This window comes from Rhodococcus sp. WB9, from assembly GCF_007558985.1.
Lineage (GTDB): Bacteria > Actinomycetota > Actinomycetes > Mycobacteriales > Mycobacteriaceae > Rhodococcus_F > Rhodococcus_F opacus.
Map to the genome: position 1 here is coordinate 4,439,114 of NZ_CP041769.1, position 17,881 is coordinate 4,456,994.

16 protein-coding genes and 1 pseudogene are annotated in these 17,881 nt (G+C 66.3%); 12 read left to right on the forward strand and 5 right to left on the reverse strand.

The genetic code is table 11. The features are described 5' to 3' along the window. Window positions 1-19: 19 nt before the first annotated feature. The 12 genes from FND50_RS20490 to FND50_RS20545 all read left to right on the forward strand — a co-directional run bounded on the left by FND50_RS20490 (window position 20) and on the right by FND50_RS20545 (window position 11,556). A complete protein-coding gene (locus FND50_RS20490; protein WP_144286891.1) occupies window positions 20-1,063 on the forward strand; it encodes a 2Fe-2S iron-sulfur cluster-binding protein in 1,044 nt (347 codons plus the stop codon). Window positions 1,064-1,113: 50 nt separating this feature from the next. Beyond that, window positions 1,114-2,220: an aromatic/alkene monooxygenase hydroxylase subunit beta gene (locus tag FND50_RS20495; protein WP_144286892.1), complete on the forward strand. Its 1,107-nt coding sequence runs from the start codon at window positions 1,114-1,116 to the stop codon at window positions 2,218-2,220. Beyond that, complete coding sequence (mimD, locus tag FND50_RS20500) at window positions 2,217-2,558, forward strand: propane 2-monooxygenase effector subunit MimD (RefSeq protein ID WP_005242368.1); 342 nt, start codon at window positions 2,217-2,219, stop codon at window positions 2,556-2,558. Before FND50_RS20495 ends, mimD begins: the two co-directional genes overlap by 4 nt. Before the next feature lie 79 nt (window positions 2,559-2,637). Continuing rightward, complete coding sequence (locus FND50_RS20505; protein WP_144286893.1) at window positions 2,638-3,684, forward strand: amidohydrolase family protein; 1,047 nt, start codon at window positions 2,638-2,640, stop codon at window positions 3,682-3,684. Next, complete coding sequence (locus tag FND50_RS20510) at window positions 3,681-4,424, forward strand: iron-sulfur cluster assembly protein (protein ID WP_144286894.1); 744 nt, start codon at window positions 3,681-3,683, stop codon at window positions 4,422-4,424. The genes FND50_RS20505 and FND50_RS20510 overlap by 4 nt, the downstream gene beginning before the upstream one ends. Beyond that, entirely contained in the window at window positions 4,421-5,446 is a 1,026-nt protein-coding gene (locus FND50_RS20515; RefSeq protein ID WP_144286895.1) for an NAD(P)-dependent alcohol dehydrogenase, read from the forward strand. The genes FND50_RS20510 and FND50_RS20515 overlap by 4 nt, the downstream gene beginning before the upstream one ends. Window positions 5,447-5,487: 41 nt before the next feature. Beyond that, entirely contained in the window at window positions 5,488-7,137 is a 1,650-nt protein-coding gene (gene groL, locus FND50_RS20520; protein WP_144286896.1) for a chaperonin GroEL, read from the forward strand. A 97-nt stretch (window positions 7,138-7,234) separates the two neighbouring features. Continuing rightward, window positions 7,235-7,561 carry a putative quinol monooxygenase gene (locus FND50_RS20525; RefSeq protein ID WP_005571675.1) on the forward strand — a complete coding sequence of 109 codons (327 nt, stop codon included), beginning with the start codon at window positions 7,235-7,237 and terminating at the stop codon, window positions 7,559-7,561. 50 nt (window positions 7,562-7,611) lie between these two features. After that, window positions 7,612-8,982: an FAD-binding oxidoreductase gene (locus FND50_RS20530; protein ID WP_144286897.1), complete on the forward strand. Its 1,371-nt coding sequence runs from the start codon at window positions 7,612-7,614 to the stop codon at window positions 8,980-8,982. Next, complete coding sequence (locus FND50_RS20535; protein ID WP_144286898.1) at window positions 8,979-9,299, forward strand: hypothetical protein; 321 nt, start codon at window positions 8,979-8,981, stop codon at window positions 9,297-9,299. The genes FND50_RS20530 and FND50_RS20535 overlap by 4 nt, the downstream gene beginning before the upstream one ends. Window positions 9,300-9,401: 102 nt before the next feature. Beyond that, a complete protein-coding gene (locus FND50_RS20540; protein ID WP_144286899.1) occupies window positions 9,402-11,150 on the forward strand; it encodes a sigma-54-dependent Fis family transcriptional regulator in 1,749 nt (582 codons plus the stop codon). A 160-nt stretch (window positions 11,151-11,310) separates the two neighbouring features. After that, window positions 11,311-11,556 carry a hypothetical protein gene (locus FND50_RS20545; RefSeq protein WP_005571679.1) on the forward strand — a complete coding sequence of 82 codons (246 nt, stop codon included), beginning with the start codon at window positions 11,311-11,313 and terminating at the stop codon, window positions 11,554-11,556. A 373-nt stretch (window positions 11,557-11,929) separates the two neighbouring features. On the opposite strand, the gene FND50_RS20555 is transcribed toward FND50_RS20545, so the two are convergent. From FND50_RS20555 to FND50_RS20580, 5 genes and pseudogenes are all read right to left on the reverse strand, one after another. Then, window positions 11,930-12,226, reverse strand: coding sequence for an antibiotic biosynthesis monooxygenase (locus FND50_RS20555; protein WP_144286900.1), 297 nt, complete (start codon window positions 12,224-12,226; stop codon window positions 11,930-11,932). A 93-nt stretch (window positions 12,227-12,319) separates the two neighbouring features. Then, window positions 12,320-13,252 carry an NAD(P)H-binding protein gene (locus tag FND50_RS20560; RefSeq protein ID WP_144286901.1) on the reverse strand — a complete coding sequence of 311 codons (933 nt, stop codon included), beginning with the start codon at window positions 13,250-13,252 and terminating at the stop codon, window positions 12,320-12,322. A 245-nt stretch (window positions 13,253-13,497) separates the two neighbouring features. Then, window positions 13,498-14,691 (reverse strand): NADP-dependent malic enzyme, encoded by a 1,194-nt coding sequence (locus FND50_RS20565; RefSeq protein WP_144286902.1) that lies wholly within the window; start codon window positions 14,689-14,691, stop codon window positions 13,498-13,500. 84 nt (window positions 14,692-14,775) lie between these two features. Further along, window positions 14,776-15,585 (reverse strand): annotated as a pseudogene (locus FND50_RS20570) (coenzyme F420-0:L-glutamate ligase); the annotation flags it as partial. Window positions 15,586-15,976: 391 nt separating this feature from the next. After that, a complete protein-coding gene (locus FND50_RS20580) occupies window positions 15,977-17,731 on the reverse strand; it encodes an MOSC and FAD-binding oxidoreductase domain-containing protein (RefSeq protein ID WP_144286903.1) in 1,755 nt (584 codons plus the stop codon). Window positions 17,732-17,881: the final 150 nt, after the last annotated feature.

A 17,881-nucleotide genomic window follows, 5' to 3' on the forward strand; every position in this document is an offset into this window, starting at 1 on the left:
CGAGTCCAGGAGAGACCCCGTGGCCGACAAGCACCGTATCAACTTCGAGCCCGTCGACATCGAGATGGAAGTCGGCGAAGACGAGTACATCCTCGATGCCGCGTTCCGGCAGGGCATCCACCTGATGCACGGCTGCCGCGAGGGACGCTGCTCGGCTTGCAAATCCTTTGTCCTCGACGGCGATATCCAGATGGAGGACTACTCGACGTTTGCGTGCAACGACGCCGAGGTCGACGAGGGACACGTCCTGCTCTGCCGCTCGACTGCATACAGCGACTGCACCATCGAGCTGCTCAATTTCGACGAGGACGAACTTCTCGGCGGTGTCCCCATCCAGGATGTGCGCACTCGGGTGACCGGGATCGAGCCGATGACCAAGGACATCGTGTCGCTCCGGTTGGCGCCGGTCGAACCGGCAGGATACGAATTCAAACCCGGTCAGTACTCCGACCTGCACATCCCAGGCACCGAGGAGCATCGGTCCTTCTCCATGGCGACGACCCGATCGACGCCGGGGCATGTCGAGTTCCTCATCAAGAAATACCCCGGTGGCAAGTTCGCCGGGCTGCTCGAGGACGGGATCTCGGTGGGTGACGAGATCGCCCTGACCGGACCGTACGGGTCGTTCACCATCAAGGAAGGCCATGTCCTGCCGATGGTCTTCATCGGCGGCGGCGCGGGAATGGCTCCGCTTCTGTCGCTGCTGCGGCACATGGGCGAGACGGGCAACACCCGGCAGGTGCACTTCTACTACGGTGCCCGCACCCCGCAGGACCTGTTCTACGTCGACGAGATCCTCGAACTCGGACGAGGACTGACGAATTTCACGTTCGTGGCCTGCCTCTCGGAATCGATGGACCCGCTGCCCGTGGGTGCGATCGCCGTCGAGGACGGCAACGTCACCGACGTCGTCGGCCGCCGTGAACCGGACATCGGCCGGGCCGAGGTGTACCTGTGCGGGCCGCCGCCGATGGTCGACGCCGCCCTGGAACTGCTCGAGGCGAACGACACACCGAAAGACCAGATCTTCTACGACAAGTTCACCAGCTCCGCCTTCGAGTAGACGTCCTGGGAAACCACCTTCCTGCTTCACCGACAGAACTGAGAAACGAGATGACCGCAACCGCCGAGTCCAAGCAACGCAGCTTCCCGAAGATCGAGTTCACCGACTCCGAAGCCGGTGCGCTGGAGTTCCCCAGCTCCCGCAGCCGCAGCTTCACCTACTACACGCCGGCCAAGAAGCGGTCGACGATGTACGAGGACGTGACCGTCGACGTGCAGCCCGATCCCGACCGCCACCTCTCCCAGGGCTGGATCTACGGCTTCGGTGACGGTCCCGGCGGCTATCCGCAGGAGTGGACGGCCGCGAAGTCGTCGAACTGGCACGCCTTCCTCGATCCGAACGAGGAATGGGACCAAACCATCTACCGCAACAACTCCAAGGTGGTCCACCAGGTGGAGTTGTGCCTGTCCAACGCCAAGCGTGCCCGGGTCTACGACGGCTGGAACACCCCGTGGCTGACGTTCATCTCCCGCAACCTGGGGGCGTGGATGCACGCCGAGAACGGGTTGGCGCTGCACGTGTTCACCTCCATCCAGCGATCCTGCCCGACGAACATGATCAACACCGCCGTCGCGGTGAACGCCGCCCACAAGATGCGCTTCGCCCAGGACCTGGCCCTGTTCAACCTGGACCTGTCCGAGGCCACCGAGAACTTCGACGGCACCGCCCACCAGGGGGTCTGGCAGTCCGCGCCCGAGTGGCAGCCCACCCGCGAGGTCGTCGAGCGGCTCACCGCAGTTCCCGACTGGTGTGAGCTGCTGTTCGGCTCGAACATCGTCTTCGAACAGCTGGTCGGCACCCTGTTCCGCAGCGAACTGGTCATGCAGATCGCCGCCGGCAACGGTGACTACATCACGCCCACCATCGTGGGCACCGGCGAACACGACTACGACCGCGACCTCGCCTACACCCGCAACCTGTTCCGGTTGCTCACCCGGGACCCCGAGCACGGGGAGGCGAACAAGGAGCTGTTCGGCACCTGGCTCGCCATCTGGGTGCCACGGTGCCTCGACGCCGCCCGGGCGCTGCAGCCGATCTGGTCGCAGCCGGCCGACAAGGCGATCACCTTCGCCACCAGTTTCGACGCCGCCACCGACAAGTTCCGTTCCCTGCTCGAGGACCTCGGGCTCGACATCCCCAAGGAGTTGGACCAGTGAGCATGCAATTCGGATCGTCCACCGAGTTCTCCAACATGTGTGGCGTCACCTTGATGAACACCCCCATCGGCCGCGTCGTCGCGGAGGTGATGGGCGCCAAGGACGGTGTGGAGCTGACCGAGTACCCGTCGATGATCCGCGTCGACGGCCAACGCCTGCTCGACTTCGACTACGAGGAACTCACCGACGCCCTGGGTCAGGAGTTCGACGGGTCCATCTTCGAGGAGATCAGCTCCACCCACTACGGGCGCATGGTCCACCTCGACGAGAAGACCCTGCTGTTCGCCAGCCCGGAGGACGCCGCCGAGTACATCGGATTCGACCTCACAGCGCAGTAGATCGCAGCCGTCCGGGGCCACACAGGGTGGCCCCGGACACCCACAGCCCATCCGAAAAACAGGACCAAGCGAGGACCCGATGTATCAGAAGGACGGTCAGAAATACTTCATCGTGGACGGCCACGTACACGTCTGGGACGCCCGCGAGTCGAACCAGAAGAACGTACACGGCAAGCAGTTCATCGACTGCTTCTACGACTATCACAAGAACCTCAGCCCCGAAGAGGTCGTGTGGGACTACGACACCTACACGTACTACGGCAGCGAACGCTTCGAGCGTGACATCTTCGTGGAGGGATACGTCGACCACGCGATCTTCCAGGCCACCTTGCTCAGCGACTTCTACCACAACGGATTCGGGCGAACCGACGAAGCACTCGCCCTGGTCGCCAAGCACCCCGGCAAACTCACCTACAACCACGCCTACGATCCCCGCCACGAGGAGGCCGGGCTCGAACAGCTCCGCAAGGACGCCGACCGGATGAACCTGCAGGGCGTCAAGCTCTACACCGCCGAATGGCACGGCGACTCCCGCGGCTACAAACTCGACGACCCCTGGTCGCGGCGCTACCTCGAAGAGTGCATCGAGTTGGGGATCAAGAACATTCACGTCCACAAGGGCCCGACGATCCGTCCCCTCGACCGCGACGCGTTCGACGTCTCCGACATCGACAAGGTCGCCACCGACTACCTGGACCTGCGGTTCGTCGTCGAGCACGTGGGCCTGCCGCGCCTCGAGGACTTCTGCTGGATCGCCACCCAGGAGTCGAACGTGTACGGCGGCCTGGCGGTTGCCCTTCCGTTCATCCACACCCGGCCCCGCTACTTCGCCCAGATCATCGGCGAGTTGCTCTACTGGATCGGCGAGGACAAGATCCTGTTCGGCAGCGACTATGCGCTGTGGACCCCGAAGTGGCTGATCGAGAAGTTCGTCGACTTCCAGATCCCCGAGGACATGCAGGGCGAGTACGCCCCGATCACCGTCGCGCAGAAAAAGAAGATCCTCGGCCTCAACGCGGCAGCCCTGTACGACATCGACGTTCCCGCGAACCTGCGACTGGCCGAGCCGGCCGGGCAGGAAGGTGTGGAGGTCGCTGCCGGGGCGCGGGAAACCGTGTCGTCATGACCGCCGCCGTCGTCTGCACCGAACAGGACGTCCTGATGGCCCTGTCGACGGTCACCGACCCGGAACTGGACGAGCCGATCACCGATCTCGGCTTCGTCCGGTCGGTCACCCTCGACGACGACGGGGTCACCGTGCACCTGCGGCTGCCCACCGCGTTCTGCTCGCCGAACTTCGCCTACCTCATGGCCTCCGACGCCCTCGACGCCCTGCGTCTGGTCGAGGACATCGGCGAGGTGCGGGTGCTGCTCGACGACCATCACGACAGCGACAAGATCAACGCCGGTCTCGCGGCGGACGCCGGATACGTCGGGACGTTCGGCTCCGAGGCGGAGGAGAGTCTGCACGAGTTGCGCCGAACGTTCCGGTCCAAGGCGCACGCCGCGGCGATGGAGCGGTGTGTCGAGGCGCACCTGAAGACCACCGATGTGGGTGTGAACGAGATCTACCGGATCACCCTCAGTGACCTCGCTTCCGGCAGGGCCAAGGCCGCGCTGCTGCGTCGCCGGATCGGCATCGGGTTGAGCATCTGCCCGGCCAGCCGGGTGTTCGTCGACGACGACGGCAAGCGCATCGCCCCGGAATCGGTGCCGATGCGGCTGCGCTTCGCCAAGTCGGTGCGCATTTCGATGGAAGGCAACGCGCACTTCTGCCGCGGCCTGCTCGCCACCCGCTATGCCGACAGCGAATCCGTCGGCGCCACACCGCGAATCACCAATCTCAGAACCAGGAGCCCGCGATGAAGGCCGTGCAAGTGGTGGGATACCACACCAAACTGCAGCTCACCGACATTCCCGAACCCACGATCGAGGGCCCGCTCGATGTCATCGTGCGCATCGGCGGCGCGGGGGTGTGCCGCACCGACCTGCACATCCTCGAAGGGCAGTGGGAGGCGAAGTCCGGTGTCGCGCTGCCGTACACGATCGGACACGAGAACGCAGGCTGGGTCCACGCCGTGGGCGACGCCGTCACCAATGTCGCGGTCGGCGACAAGGTGATTCTGCACCCGCTCATCACGTGCGGACTGTGCCGGGCGTGCCGATTCGGAGACGACGTCCACTGCCAGAACAGCACATTCCCCGGCATCGACGTCAACGGCGGCTACGCCGAATATCTGCGCACCACCGCCCGCAGCGTGGTCCGGATCGACGACTCGCTCGAACCGGCCGATGTCGCCGCCCTCGCCGACGCGGGCCTGACGGCGTACCACGCCGTTGCCAAGGCCGCGGAAACGACTCGGCCCGGAGACGTGTGCGTAGTGATCGGGGCCGGCGGACTCGGTCACATCGGCATCCAGGTCCTGAAGGCGATCTCCGGTGTCACCGTGGTCGTGCTCGACCGCAACCCCGCGGCCGTCGAACTCGCCGTGAAGATCGGCGCCGACCACGGCATCGTCGCCGACGGCACCCACATCCAGCAGGTGCTCGACCTGACCGGCGGTCACGGCGCCGAAGCCGTCGTCGACTTCGTCGGCGAGGGCGGCGCGACCGCAGAAGGGATCGCGATGCTGCGCCGCGCCGGGAACTACTACGTCGTCGGGTACGGCGAGAACATCGACGTCCCGACGATCGATGTGATCTCCACCGAGATCAACTTCATCGGAAATCTCGTCGGCTCCTACAACGACCTCCAGGAGCTCATGATCCTTGCCGCCCAGGGCAAGGTCACGTTGCACACCACCCGGTACCGGCTCGAGGATTTCCAGCAAGCACTCGACGATCTCGATGCCGGCCGGGTTCGCGGCCGCGCGATTCTCGTCCCGTAGCACGTCGCATCCTCCGCTCGAAGCACGAAAGGACATCAGCCATGGCAAAAGAGCTGCGGTACAACACGGACGCCCGGGCGCGGCTCGAGCACGGCGTCAACGCCCTCGCCGACGCGGTCAAGGTGACCCTCGGCCCCAAGGGGCGCAACGCGGTGCTCGAAAAGCTCACCGGACCACCGACGATCACCAACGACGGCGTGACCATCGCCCGCGAGATACAGCTCCGCGAACCCTTCGCCAACATGGGTGCCCAGCTGGTCAAGGAAGTGGCGATGAAAACCAATGGTGTGGTCGGCGACGGCACCACCACGGCAACCGTGCTCGCCCAGGCGATGGTCCGCGAGGGGCTGCGGTCCGTCGACGCCGGCGCCAACCCCATGCGGGTGCGCCGCGGCATCGAACGGGCCGTGTCCGTGGTCGTCGACTCCCTCCACGAGCAGGCCTCCCGAATCGGGGGGCAGAGCGATCTGCAGCGGATCGCGACCCTCGCCGCCAGCGACGACGAGGTGATCGGGCACGCCATCTCGAAGGCCGTCGACTACGTCGGCAAGTCCGGGGTCGTCACCACCGAGGAGAGCGACATCCTCGGGCTGTCGGTCGACATCGTCGACGGCATCGAGTTCGATCACGGCTACATCTCCGGCTACATGGTCACCGACCCGGAGCGGATGGAAGCGGTGCACACCAATCCGCTGATCCTGCTGACCAACAAGAAGATCACCCAGGTCCAAGACATCATGCCGAGCATCGAGGTGGCCAAGCGCGCCGACCGGCCCCTGGTGGTGCTGGCCGAGGAGGTCGACGGGCCGGCGCTGCAACTACTCGTCGGCGGCAACATGCACAAGACGATGCAGTCGGTGGTCGTCCGGGCCCCCGGTTTCGGGCACCGCCGGGTCGCCGAGCTCGAAGACCTCGCGGTGGCGCTGGGTGGGCACGTGATCGCCAAGGACACCGGCATCGAACTGTCCGAAATCAGTGTCGAGCATCTCGGTTCGTGTGATCGCATCACCGTGACCGAGAACGAGACCACGATCGTCGGCGGGCACGGGGACCAGCGACTGCTCGACGCCCGCATCGCCCAGCTCGAGTCCCAGCACGAGCGCGCCAAGATCGAGGCAGACCAGGAGAGCCTCGAACTGCGCATCGCCCGGCTCACCGGTCGGGTTGCCGTCATCCGCGTCGGCGGCGCGACCAGCGTCGAGCTCAAGGAGCGGATGCTGCGCGTCGAGGACGCCCTGGCCGCCACTCGCGCCGCGGTGGAGGCGGGGATCGTCTCCGGTGGTGGCACCGCGCTGGCGCAGTCGCATCGGGCGTTGACCGATCTCGACCTGACCGGCGACGAGGCCATCGGGTGTGACGTCGTGCGCCGCGCCCTCGCCGAACCGCTGCGCTGGATCGCGATCAACGCCGGGTTCGACGGCGACGAGGTCGTCGAGGTGGTCGCCGGTTTGCCGCTCGGGCACGGCTTCAACGCGCTCACCGGTGAATACGGGGACATGTTCGACGACGGGGTGATCGATCCGTTCAAGGTCACCCGCGCCGCACTCGAGAGCGCGGCCTCGATCGCGGCACTTCTGATCACCACGGAGACCGCTGTCGTGGAAGAGGTGCTGGGCAATCCCGGTGCCATCATGGCGCCCGGTTTCGGCGATCTCGCCGACGGCATGGTCCGCCCGTCGAACATCTACTAGTGCACGCAGTGGGTCACCGCCTCGACGGTCCTGCGAGGCGGTGACCCACTGCCCCGTTCCGGTGGTGAGGAATTCGTCCGAAAGAAAGTGAGTCATCGTGATTTTCATCGTGGTGAAGTTCAAGGTCCTCGACAAGTACCGGAACGACTGGTTACTCGTCACCAAGGAGTTCACCGACGCGACCCGATCCGAGCCGGGCAATCTCTGGTTCGAATGGCATCGCAGCGCAGACGATCCCGCCGAGTTCGTGCTGATCGAGGCGTTCCGGGACGGGCAGGCCGGGTCCGACCACGTCGCTGCCGACCACTTCCGGAAGGGATTGGACGCGATGCGCCCGGCACTGAGCGAGACACCGCGCATCCTCCACACCGACCTACCCGGCACCGACTGGTCCCGCATGGGCGAACTGGAGATCAATCGGTAACCCGGTGCGGTGCACAACCCGACGGAATACAACACTGTGGAAGGACAAGCATGACCGTGGTGACGACCGGTCCCGTCGCGGGTCTGCTCGCGGCACTGGGCGATGCCGTGGTGACAGACAGCGACACCATGATCGCCTACACCCGCGACCAGTCGACGCTCTCCCCCTCCGGGCATCCGATCGCGGTGGTCCGCGCCCGGACCACCGACCACGTCGCGAGAACCCTGAAAACCGCCCACCGGTACGGCATTCCGGTCGTCACGAGAGGGGCGGGCACCGGACTCGCCGGCGGGGCCAACGCGATCGACGGCTGCATCGTGCTCAGCACCGAGAAACTCGACCGCATCGTCACCATCGACGAACAGTCCCGCACCGCGACGGTCGAGCCGGGAGTGATCAACGGTGATCTCGCTGCCGCGGCGGCGGAGCGCGGACTCTGGTACGTCCCCGACCCCGGCAGTCGCGCCGTCTCCACGATCGGGGGAAACCTCGCGACCAATGCCGGCGGAGCATGCTGCGCGAAATACGGGGTCACCGGCGACCACGTCGCCCGGATCAAGGCGGTGCTCGCCGACGGCCGGATCATCCACACCGGCGCCACCACCCGCAAGAATGTCGCCGGATTGAACTTGACCCAACTGCTGGTCGGGTCCGAGGGCACCCTGGCCGTCATCGTCGAGGCGACCATGCGGCTGCGTCGACCACCGGCACGCACGGCCACCGTCGTCGCCGCCTTCGCCGAGCCCGTCCAGGCGGTCGACGCGGTGATGGCGATTCAGGCGGTGGCCGACCCGAGCTTGGTGGAACTCATGGACCGCACCACCATCTCGGCCGTCAACGACATGACCCGCATGGGTCTCGACCAGACGGCCGGTGCGCTGCTGTTGATCCAGTGTGACGGCGACGCAGCCCCGGCGGAAGCGCAGCGCAGCGCGGACGCGTGCCGTGCCGCCGCGGCCACCGAGCTGTACATGAGCACCGACCCCGCCGAAGGCGACGCCCTCATGCAGGCCCGCAGTGTGGCGCTGACCGCCCTCGAGCGCCGCGGCAGCACTCTGCTCGACGACCTGGCCGTGCCGGTGCCCCGGCTACCGCACATGCTCGACGCCATTACCCGAATCGCCGACCACCACCGCCTCCTCATCGGCACCTTCGGGCACGCCGCCGACGGCAACCTCCACCCCACGATCGTGTTCGACGCCGCAGATCCGGACGCGACCGAACGGGCCCACCAGGCCTTCGACGAGATGGTGGCGCAATGCTTGGCGCTGGGTGGATCCATCACGGGCGAGCACGGCGTCGGCGACCTCAAACGCCGCTACCTCGAACCCATGATCGGCTCGGTGGAGAGGTCCCTGATGGCAGAAGTCAAGGCAGCGTTCGACCCCACCGGAATTCTCAATCCGGGGCGTGCGATATGACACCCACGAAACCACGCATCCGATCGAAACGGGACGACGACCTCGTCCTGGAGTTCGGCAACCGGTGGGCAGTGTTCGGCGGCGGCAGCGCCGAAGACATCTTCGTCACGTTCGGGTGGACCGAGGCGCAGTACTTCGCGCGCCTGCGGGTCCTGGCCAGGCGCCGTTTCCCGCCCCTCGACGACACCCTCCGGAACCGTCTTCTCGACGTGTGCGCCGAGCGGTTACAGCGAACCGATCATCCCCCTTCCTCTGCGGCGAAGAGCCACGTCGATGGCAGTGCATCGCGGCCGACGGCGCGGCCGTCCCCGACCTGACCCCGGCCCTCCACCACCCCGTCTCATATTGAGACCCGTCTCACATCGAGACGACGTACTCTCAACTACGTGAGAGGTGGAGAATCGGGGCGTAAATACAGCATGACCAGCAAGGATATACAGAAGGCGCGAGAGCTGTTCCTCGCCGACGACGACCTCGACAGCTCCGTTCGCCAGCCCATCTCGTACTCGTGGCAGCGATCGAAGTCGCTCAAGGTGCGCCCGGATCAGCTCGACCTCCCGTTCGTACGAGAGCCGAATCTGGACTGCCCTCTCGTGGCGGCAGCCGAACCCGTCCTGCGGCAGCTCGCGGACGGACTGGTCGACGAACCGGTGAGCGTCATCCTGACCTCGGCTGACGGAGTGATCTTGACCAGGATCACCGCCAGCCGACGACTCAATCGCACACTCGACGACGTCCAACTGATACCCGGTTACAGCTACTCGGAAGAATTCGCCGGCACCAACGGCATCGGCACCACTCTCGAAACCCGTCAACCCACCCTGGTGACGGGCGCCGAGCACTACGCCGACTGTCTCGGGCAACTGGCGTGCGCCGGTGTCCCGATCACCCATCCGATGTCCGGCGCCCTCGTCGGCGCGCTCGATCTCACCGGCTGGGTAGAGGACGGGGGCCCGCTGTTGGCCACCCTCGCCAAATCCGCCACGGCTCAGATCGAAGGCCGCCTCCTCGCACAGGCCAGTGCGGACCAGACCGCATTACTCAACACCTATCTGAAGGCCTGTCGACGGTCACCCCAAACGGGAGTGTTGGCGCTCGGAGACGATGTCATTCTCGTCAACCGAAAACTACGCGTGGCACTGGACGCCCAGGACCAGGGTGCGTTGCTCGAACACGCCGTGGACCTGAGCGGCGCTCCGGCCACCCAACGACACATCGTCGCCCTGCCCAGCGGGCAGACGGCCCGGCTGTCCTCGGTCGAGGACTTCGGGCTCGGCGCCCGGAGGCAGATGGCCTTGTTCTACGTGCATCTACTCGAGATCCCCACATCGGGATCCCCTGCTCTGGAGAGCATCCGCATATTGCCCGGAATCACCGGCACCAGCGCGTCCTGGCGCCGCAGTTGCCAGCAGATCGCTCGCTGCGCGCGCGAACAACAGTGGGTCACCGTCTCCGGCGAAGCCGGAAGCGGCCGAGCATCAGCTCTCAAAGCCGTTGCCATCGAACACATTCCCATCCGCACACGGATCTTCACGGTGGCCGAACTCGCGGGCGACAGCGCCGGCCTGCCGGCACTCGAACAGGAACTCGGACAAGACCGATTCAGCGTCATCCTGCGCGATATCGACCTCCTCGGCGAGTCACAGCAGCGGATCGTCGCCGACCTCATTCAAGGACGCGAGCACGCCGGATGGATCGGTGCGACCATCGGCGGAACCGATCACAATACCGACCTCGAGACACTGATCCTTCCCCACTTCAGCCATACCGTCACCATGCCCGCGCTGCGTCATCGCATCGACGATCTCCACAGCTTGGTACCGCATCTACTGAGGCAGCTCGGTCGCGGCGCGGACTTGTCTCTCTCGCCTGCGGCGATGCGCCAACTCTGCAAGTACAGCTGGCCCGGAAACGTCACCGAGCTCCGCCAGGTTCTGCATGATGTGGTCCAGCGTCAGCGCTCCGGTGTCGTCGAGGTCGAGCAGCTGCCCCCGATGTGCCACGCTCTGAGCCGCCACACACTCACACAGATCGAAGCCCTCGAACGCGACGCCATCGTGCGCAGCCTCGAAGAGAATCACGGCAACAAGAAGGCCGCCGCAACAGCTCTCGGCATCTCACGGGCCACCATCTACCGCAAGATCAAGGAATTCGGCATCGACATCTGACGTCGCCCGCATCAGTTGGTGTCAGAAAATGAGACACTCGTCACACCCTAGCCGGCGGATCATGAGGTCAGAGAGAGAATCCCACGCGGATCAGCAACTCGTTGAGGGCCAGCCTCTTTCGAGTGCGGGAACGCGACCGGGACCGACGCGAGGACGACCCATGAATACGAACCCGCTTGGCGCGGATACCCACTCGGTATCCCCCGGCAGCACCACCTCCCGGGTGTGGTTGGTCGCCGCGCTGGCGCACACGTGCGAACCCACCGACCGTCCCGCGGTACGTGACGATCTGATGCGGACCTGGGTTCCGGAGCCGGGCAGCGGTTACCGCACCCGCGACGGCCGTCGCCGGGCCACCTGGGCGCAATTGCACTCCCGGTTCGATCTCGTCGAGGTGACTCCATGACAACCTCCTGCGCGATCCGGCCCGCACCGGCCCGCCACCACTCATCTGGGGTGAGACGGACCTGCGCGACCGTGCTCAGTGATCAACTGGCCAGGGAAGACGCCGCTGAGGATGCACGAACCTTGTCCCCCGATGACCGGACGACGTGCCCGCTGCACCGACGGTGGATTCACCAATGCGTCGCGTCGCCGACACACGTCAACGCCATCACGCGACACAGATGGTGCCGCCAGTGCGCCGTGCCGCTCACCGTCACCGTCGACGAAATCGCACGGACCGTCACGATGGTATGCCCGTCCTGCGGTGACGGCGGCAGCCCCGCCACCACCAGACTGGTGTCCGCGTGTTGCGCCAGCCTCGGCGAGGCGTCGAATCACACTTCGCGGACAGGCGCGTAGTGCTCCACGAGCGGGAAGGGATCGTAGAAGTGGTGCAGCAGGTCCTTCCACTCCTGGTACCGGCACGATTGCCGAAAGCCTTCGGTGTGGTCTTCGAGTTCTTCCCACTCGACCAGCAGGAGATAGACATTCGGTCGCTCGAGGCCGCGTGACAATCGCAGTCGCAGGAATCCCGGTATCGACGAAATGATCGCCTCGGCCTGCCCGAATGCAGATTCGAATTCCTCGACCTTCGCGGGTGTCACAGACAGCAGCGCATGTTCCAAGATCATCGGCACAGTATGCGACGTCGCAAGGTCGTGGGTGCGAGCGACGTGATCGCCGCTCGAACGGGTGGCGCAAGTAGTGGCGATTCTCGGCCCTCACTACCCGGCGGCGGCCGGCTTCGAGAACAGCTCGCGGTGTGCGGCGACGTACTGCTCGACCGACTGCGCGGGCCGGCCGGTCACGTCCTCGACGTCGGTGGTCAACCGGTCGTAGCGATCGTCCCGGTGCAGTGTGGCAACGGTGAGGAGGTGTTGCACGGTGTGCGACGAGATGTCGGGAACGGCGCTCAACAACTCCACGAAGTCGTCGTGGGGCAGATCGGATCCCGTCACCGACTGTCCCAAGCCACGCGTGTACTGCTCGGCGAGGCCGTCGATGTCCAGGACGGCGGGGCCGGTCAGCTCGAGAACCTGCCCGATTCGCCCTGCCGGATCCTGAAGAATGGCGGCGATCACTCGGGCCACGTCGGTCGCGGCGACGGGCGAGGTCCTGCCGGTACCGAACGGCAAGGCCAAGACGCCGCGTTCGGCGACGGAACGGCTCGCCACGACGGTGAACAGCGGATTGTCCAGGAAGACTGTGGGTCTGACGTGGACGACGGGCAGACCGGACCAGTTCATGATGCGCTCGGCGAGCCAGTGCAGCCGTTGGTGCCGAGACTCTTCGGTGCTGGTCGACGTCATCTGCGACACCGTCATCTGGGACATGTTCACCAACGCCTCGAGATCGCCCCGCTCGTCGGCGATCGCGCACACAACGGCGGCCGCCTCGAGATAGTCCGCGGACACACTCATGTTGAAGAACATCCGCGTCACGCCCGTCAGCGCCGCAGCGACGTCACCGGGGCGGGTCAGATCGCCCACGACGATGTCCGCTCCCAGCTCCCGTAGTGCGTCGGCGCGGCCGTCATCGCGATGAACCATCGCCCGCACGGGCTCGCCACTGCGCAACAGCTGCTCGGCGACCAGCCGGCTGATACTGCTGTAACCACCGCCCACCCCGGTCATCAGGATCGGCGCCCCGTCACTCATGACCGAATCTCGCTGTTCGCGTCGCGTGAAGACGCCACGACAGCTCTACTGACACTGGAACGCGCACTGGAGCCATGGTGGACCTCCTGGATTTACGCTCTCCTGCGACATTACGACAGGACGGCGCGCGCCAGCCACCCACCGGAAAAGACACTTGGGATCACCGACTGCCGGATCCGTCGCGAACACCCCGACACCGGAACCGTGGGTGCGGGTTCCGGATCGGGGTGCTCGACGGATTCTCGCTAGTCGGTGACGCCTTCTGCACGGGCAGCGGCGGCGACTGCCTCCGCGACAGCGGGGGCGACGCGAGGATCGAGCGGGCTGGGAACGATCTTGTCCACAGCCAGCTCGTCACCGACGACCGAGAGGATTGCCTCGGCGGCGGCGAGCTTCATACCTTCGGTGATCCGGCGGGCACCGGCATCGAGCGCACCACGGAACACCCCGGGGAAGGCAAGCACATTGTTGATCTGGTTCGGGAAATCCGAGCGTCCGGTGGCCACGATCGCCGCATGCTTGCGGGCGATGTCGGGGTGGATCTCCGGGTCCGGGTTCGACAACGCGAACACGATGGAATCCTTCGCCATCGTGGCGATCAGTTCCTCCGGCACGGTGCCCGCGGACACCCCGAGGAACACGTCCGCCCCGTTGAGGGCTTCGGCGGTGCCGCCGCGGCGGCCGGCCGGGTTGGTGCGCGCGGCCAGGTCGACCTTGACCTCGTTCAGGTCCTTGCGGTCGGCGGACACGATGCCCTTCGAATCGAGGACCGTCACGTCGGCGATCCCCGCGGCGAGCAGGATGTTCGCGCAGGCGACACCGGCGGCGCCGGCACCGGAGATGACCACCCGCAACTGGTGGAGGTCGCGGTCCTGGACCTTGACCGCACCCTCGAGGGCGGCCAGGACGACGATGGCGGTGCCGTGCTGGTCGTCGTGCATGACCGGGCAGTCCAGGGCCTCGATGACCCGCTTTTCGATCTCGAAGCAGCGCGGTGCGGAGATGTCCTCCAAATTGACCGCACCGAAGCTCGGGCGCAGCCGGATCAGGGTCTCGACGATCTCGTCGGGGTCCTTGGTGTCCAGGACCAGCGGGATCGAGTTCAGGCCCGCGAAGTTCTTGAACAGGGCGGACTTGCCCTCCATCACGGGCAGCGAGGCCCGGGGGCCGATGTCGCCGAGGCCGAGTACCGCGGAGCCGTCGGAGACGACGACCACCAGGCGGCTGGTCCAGGTGTACCGGTCGGCGAGGGTTTCGTCGGCGGCGATGGCGCGGGAGACCTGCGCGACACCGGGCGTGTAGGCGATGGACAGGGCGCGCTGCGTATCGAGGGCGGTCGTGGTCTCAACCGAGAGCTTCCCCCCGACGTGGCCGGCGAAGATCTCCTCGTCGGTCAGCTCGACCTTCTGCGGTGTGGTGGGTTCGGACACGATGGTCATTGTCTACTCATTTCTTGGCTATCGACGATCAGCGTGAGCGTGTCGTCGGAATTGATCATTGATTCGGCGCTCATTGCGCGTGGGTCATCTCTCGATCAGGGCGTCGCCGGGGTCGGCGGCGTGTCGGGGGGTAAGTGGTTCGAGGGGGTGGCCGACGGCGACCGCTCCGAGGGGTTGCCAGTCGGCGGGGAGGTCGAGGGTGCTGCGGACGATATCGGCGGCGAAGATCGTCGACCCGATCCAGCAGCTGCCGATTCCCTTGGTGGCCAACGACACCAGCAGCCCCTGCACCGCGGCGCCGACCGCGACGGTGAACATCGTCGACTCCGCCGCCTGCCGGCGCTTGTCGGGGTAGGTGTGGGCGCCGTCGGGGACGCAGAACGGGATGATCACCTCCGGTGCGTCGAACAAAATGTTGCCGCGGGCCACCCGCGCCGCCACCGCGTCCGCGCTCATCCCGTCGGCGGCCAGGTCGGTGCGCCACTGCTCCCGCATCCGGGTCAGCAGGGCGTCTCGGACGGTGCGGGTGCGGACCCACACGAACCGGACCGGTCGGGTGTGGTGCGGTGCGGGCGCGGTCAGGGCGTCCGCGATCGACGCCCGTACCGCATCCGGATCGACCGGGTCGGTCGAGAACTGGCGGACCGAGCGGCGCAGCAGCAACGCCTCCGCCCGGCCCAGCTCGACCGATTCGGCGGTGCCGAGCCAGAACAGGTTATCCGCCCCGGGCCGGATGACGTTCTGCGCTCTCGAGCCGTCGTCCTTCGGCCGGAGTCCTCGGATCACGGCGACGGGGACGCTGCCCAGCCTGCCCTTCACGAGATCGCCCGCTGCGGCGATCTCGTCCGCCATCGCCACCTCGGTGACGAACAGTTCATTGCCCCGACGTCCACGCCGTTGGTGCGGATGCGCTCAACTGGCTGGCGGGCGCACTGAACACGGGTGACCACGCCGCCGCAAACTTCTACGAGGCGGTCCGGTGACTACTTCGCGACGTGAGCACCTGGTCGTACACGCACTGCTCGGGAGTCATGGCACGACTGTCACCGCGCGCAGGCACGAGTTGACGATCGACGAAGCGCCGCGATACGGCGGGCACGATTCCGGCGCAAATCCGGTCGAGCACATGCTCGCCGGTCTTGCCGCTGCCTCGCTGGTAGTGCTTCGGCTGCTCGGCGAGGTCGCGTTGGCCGAGTCTGCCACGCTGCGTCCATATCCACGGAAGGGGTGTCCATCCGCGAGTTGACGACTGCGGACGAGTAGCCAGGTGGGCCCCCGTGGCTCTTCAGAGATCGAGAACGAGGTCGGTTTCGGGTTGCGAGCAGCACAGGAGAGCCGTGCCCGGCGTCGGGGGCTCCAGGGGGTCCGGTCGGTATCGAACGGTCCCGGAGTGGATCGGGGTCTGGCAGGTGTGGCACACGCCGGTGCGACACGACCAGCGGGTCGGAACGTCGCAGGCTTCGGCGAAATCGAGGACGGTGCTGTACTCGTCGCTCCATGGCGCGGTGAGTCCGCTGCGGGTGAAGGTGATCCGCGGCCCAATGCCGGCGGGGCCTGGGGGCTGGTGCGGCGGAGCGTGGGCGGCGTCGGTCAGTCCTGGGTTGATGGCCGGGAGTGCGCCGAACAACTCGGTGTGGATACGGTCGGAGCCCACCCCGACACGCGTGAGTGCTTCGCGGACGGCGGCCATGAACGGGGTGGGACCGCACAGGTAGGCGGTCGCGTCGGTAGGCAGGGCCAGGACGCCGAGGGCTTCGCGGCCGAGGCGGCCGGAGACAGCCGGCGGATCCACGACCGCTGCCGGGCCAGGGGCTGTGTAGTAAACGTGTTCATGCCCCCGGTCGAGGCCGGCCAACAGCTTGTGCGCTTCGGCCGCGAAAGCGTGTTCGGCGGCCGAATGAGCGGTGTGCAGCCACCAGATGTCGCGCTTGCTGTGGGCTGCGGCGAGTGCATGCAGCATCGCCAGAACGGGGGTCACCCCGACGCCGGCCGAGAGCAGAAGCACGGGCGTGGTGTCGTCGCGGTCTTCGGGAAGGACGAAATCTCCACGCGGAGAAGCGACGTCGACGGTGTCGCCGACACGCAACCGCGTGTGGAGATAGGTGCTGACGAGGCCATGGGTCTCGCGTTTGACGCTGATGCGGTACTCGTTGTCCGACGGGGTGGTGGACAGTGAATAGTTGCGCACCGGTGGAGGGTCGGCGGCGCCTGCGACGCGGAGGGTGAGGTACTGGCCGGGTTTCGGCCGGGTCAACGGGGCATCGTCGTGTGGTGCCAGGTAGATCGACGCCACGGTTGTGCTTTCGGCGACGATCCGTGAGACGCGCAGCGGCCGGAAGCCGGCCCAGGCGTTCGATTCGGCGCCGGCGGGCGGCTCGTCGGCGCGCGCCGGGTGCTCTGCGGCGTCGAGCAGATCACGAAACGATCGCTGCCAGCCGGGGCTGAGCGCGGGGATGTCCACTGCTTTGCGGAGTTGGCCGATCTCCCGGTCGGGCAGGTACAGCAGCGCGTCGACGGCGGCGACGCTCATGCGGTGCCGGCCGACCCGGGTGCGGACGATCTCGTCGCCGGCCTGCACCTGCCCCTCGGTGATGACCCGGAAGTAGAACCCGGGCCGATGATGGGCGACGAGCAGCGCCGGCATCTCGGGTTCACCCAGGCGCATTCCGACCCGATAACAGGTGACGCGGGGCTGAGTGACCTCGAACTCGGCGTCGCCGATGCGATAATGGTCACCGATGTGCACCTCGTCGTCGGGTAGGCCGTCAACGGTGAAGTTCTCACCGAATTGGCCATATTCGAGATCGTCGCGATCGAGATGCCGCCGCCAGAAGTCGTAGGACTGACACTGGTAGACGAGCACGGCACGAATTTCGCCGCCGTGGCCCTCGAGGTCGCCTTGACCGTCGCCGTCGATGTCGAGCGTGCGAGCCATGCGTGGACCGTCGACGGGGTACTTGAAGATGCCCGTGTGGACGGTCCGGCCTTGCCAGGGCACGTCTTTCGGCATACCGACGTTGAGCGACTGCAGGCGTGCCATTGTGCGACCCCTTCCTGTTTCGGCCGGTGTTTCGCGCGGAGCGGGTTGCCGGAGGTGTCCATCGTTCGCGCCCCGGCCACCGCGATGAGCAGCTTCGTCATGTCGCAGAACATCCTATATCCGATTGTGATCTGCGCCACTCCCGACCGG

What these genes read in the sequence shown, in the direction of transcription:
- FND50_RS20555 (WP_144286900.1), bottom strand. Translation starts at nt 12,226, where the DNA reads ATGATCTTGGAACATGCGCTGCTGTCTGTGACACCCGCGAAGGTCGAG.
- FND50_RS20540 (WP_144286899.1), top strand. Translation starts at nt 9,402, where the DNA reads ATGACCAGCAAGGATATACAGAAGGCGCGAGAGCTGTTCCTCGCCGAC.
- FND50_RS20505 (WP_144286893.1), top strand. Translation starts at nt 2,638, where the DNA reads ATGTATCAGAAGGACGGTCAGAAATACTTCATCGTGGACGGCCACGTA.
- FND50_RS20510 (WP_144286894.1), top strand. Translation starts at nt 3,681, where the DNA reads ATGACCGCCGCCGTCGTCTGCACCGAACAGGACGTCCTGATGGCCCTG.
- FND50_RS20565 (WP_144286902.1), bottom strand. Translation starts at nt 14,691, where the DNA reads ATGACCATCGTGTCCGAACCCACCACACCGCAGAAGGTCGAGCTGACC.
- FND50_RS20535 (WP_144286898.1), top strand. Translation starts at nt 8,979, where the DNA reads ATGACACCCACGAAACCACGCATCCGATCGAAACGGGACGACGACCTC.
- groL (WP_144286896.1), top strand. Translation starts at nt 5,488, where the DNA reads ATGGCAAAAGAGCTGCGGTACAACACGGACGCCCGGGCGCGGCTCGAG.
- FND50_RS20495 (WP_144286892.1), top strand. Translation starts at nt 1,114, where the DNA reads ATGACCGCAACCGCCGAGTCCAAGCAACGCAGCTTCCCGAAGATCGAG.
- FND50_RS20580 (WP_144286903.1), bottom strand. Translation starts at nt 17,731, where the DNA reads ATGGCACGCCTGCAGTCGCTCAACGTCGGTATGCCGAAAGACGTGCCC.
- FND50_RS20515 (WP_144286895.1), top strand. Translation starts at nt 4,421, where the DNA reads ATGAAGGCCGTGCAAGTGGTGGGATACCACACCAAACTGCAGCTCACC.
- FND50_RS20530 (WP_144286897.1), top strand. Translation starts at nt 7,612, where the DNA reads ATGACCGTGGTGACGACCGGTCCCGTCGCGGGTCTGCTCGCGGCACTG.
- FND50_RS20545 (WP_005571679.1), top strand. Translation starts at nt 11,311, where the DNA reads ATGAATACGAACCCGCTTGGCGCGGATACCCACTCGGTATCCCCCGGC.
- FND50_RS20560 (WP_144286901.1), bottom strand. Translation starts at nt 13,252, where the DNA reads ATGAGTGACGGGGCGCCGATCCTGATGACCGGGGTGGGCGGTGGTTAC.